This is a genomic window from Streptomyces sp. WM6378 (assembly GCF_001279695.1).
Classification (GTDB): domain Bacteria; phylum Actinomycetota; class Actinomycetes; order Streptomycetales; family Streptomycetaceae; genus Streptomyces.
In genome coordinates this window covers 1-1,742 of sequence record NZ_LGDD01000105.1, presented here as the reverse complement: position 1 = coordinate 1,742, position 1,742 = coordinate 1, and the positions used below count along the sequence as shown (strand labels likewise).

The following is a 1,742-nucleotide window of genomic DNA, read 5'->3' as shown; positions in this document are numbered from 1 at the left end:
AACGACCCTGCGCTCTGGCGGCACGAACGCGAGATCATCGAGCAGCAGGAACGCGCCTACGCGGTTCTCGCCGCGCACTGGCAGCCGCCCCGTCCCGAGTGAGCCGATTCAGGCTGAACTCGCGGCGGGTATTGCCGATTTCATCCGTGCTGTAGATCACCTTCCGGATCTCCCGCAGGAAGGCCAAGTAGGGCACGAAGTCTTGCCAACTCTGGTGCCACGTCCGTAGAACCGCAGGGTACTTGGTCCCGATCGGTGCTTCGGCGAGGTCTTCCAGCGCCTGCTCGGCGGCCTTCTCCGTGGGCGCGGTGCCATGGAGTGTGGCGGGCCGTCGTCGACGAGGCCCGCGGCGGGAGCGGATCGGTGCTCTGCCCCGCACCAGGGGTTCAAGGACCGGCTGTCATGGTGTTCGCGGCGGAGATCCCGATCGAGAGGGGGCAGACCGGTCCGCTCGGTAATCAAGTGGATCTTTGATCCCTTCTTGCCGCGATCTACGGGATTCGGACCCGTCAGGTCCCCCCTTTCGTCGCGTGCATGTTCACGGAGTCGATGGCGCGCCGGACCAGTCCCGCTCGCCGCGCGCGCCGAGTTCGTCCACGACCCCAGGCGGTGGAGCTTGCCCCATACCCGGGCCCGGCTCCACTCGGTGAACCGCCGGTGCGCGGTGGGGCCGGACGGGCCGAAGCTTGGCGGCAGTTGCCGCCAGGTGCAGCCGCTCGTGGCCAAGAACAGGATCGCTGCCGGCACTTCGCGATCACCGTAGCGGCGTCGACCACCGCCCTGCGGACGCACCGGCACAGCCGGGACCACCCACTGGAACAACTCCCACAACCCGTCCGGCACCAGACGCCCCACTATCGCCTGTTCTTGGTGGCAGGAGGCTGTGGCCATGGAGGCCGGTGTGAGTGATTCTTGTCTGGCACCTCGCCCCGTCACTTATGGCCGGCGGACTTCACCTCGGCCCTGCAGGCTGCAGTCGAGAGCTGCCGAGTCGAGATCCATGCCTCCAAACAGTCGAAGCCGTAGCCCTCGTGGCAAGCGGCTCTGCTATGCGGCCAATCCCATGTCCATGACCTTCGCGGCGGCGCTGATGGAGCCGGGCATGAGGTGTCGGCAGATCTTGTAGGTGATGTCGATGCTCTTGTGGCCCATCCATTCGGCGACGTCGGTGATGGGGATGTTGTGGCCGAGGCAGTTCGAGGCGAAGAAGTGTCTCAGCCCGTACATGACCATCCCGTCGGGGATGTCCGTCTCGCCGGCCTTCTTGATGCGCTGCCACTGATTGCCCAGGTAGTAGTAAGGGAACGGCTTGCCGGGGTCCTTGGGGTGGCGCAGCAGGTAACCGTCGATAGTGCCGTATTTTTCGGCGTACCACTCGATGGTCTGCCGGGTGCGGGCTGGCAGCGGCACGTCCCGGTACTCCCCAGGTCTGCGGTGCTTTAGGCGCGCGTAGGCGTTGGTGGTCTGGTTGACCTGCTCGGTGATCCGGTATACGTCGTCGGCGACGAGGTTGCGGAGGTTCACGGCCGCGGCCTCGCCGTTGCGCATCCCGCAGCCGCTCATCAGGTCTGAGATCAGCAGGAAGGTGTCGTCGCCGGCAGTTCGTATCCCGGCCAGCTGGGCGGGCGAGGGAATGACCGCCTTAGTACTCCAGTGGTACTTCATCATTCTCGCTGGTCAGGGGCGGTCTTTCGAGCCTAGCGGGCTGACGGTTCCTCAGGGGCCGGTTCCGGTGGCTGCTT

The 1,742-nt window shown here is 65.8% G+C and carries 1 protein-coding gene and 2 pseudogenes; all 3 read right to left on the bottom strand.

Annotated features, from left to right (window positions below; all coding sequences use genetic code 11):
• Window positions 1–34 precede the first annotated feature (34 nt).
• Window positions 35–286: pseudogene (locus tag ADK54_RS47415) on the bottom strand (transposase); the annotation flags it as partial.
• 24 nt (window positions 287–310) lie between these two features.
• Window positions 311–891: pseudogene (locus tag ADK54_RS43250) on the bottom strand (IS5 family transposase); the annotation flags it as partial.
• 156 nt (window positions 892–1,047) lie between these two features.
• On the bottom strand, window positions 1,048–1,668 hold the full coding sequence (locus ADK54_RS11395; protein ID WP_078966307.1) for a tyrosine-type recombinase/integrase: 621 nt from the start codon (window positions 1,666–1,668) through the stop codon (window positions 1,048–1,050).
• Between the last annotated feature and the right edge of the window lie 74 nt (window positions 1,669–1,742).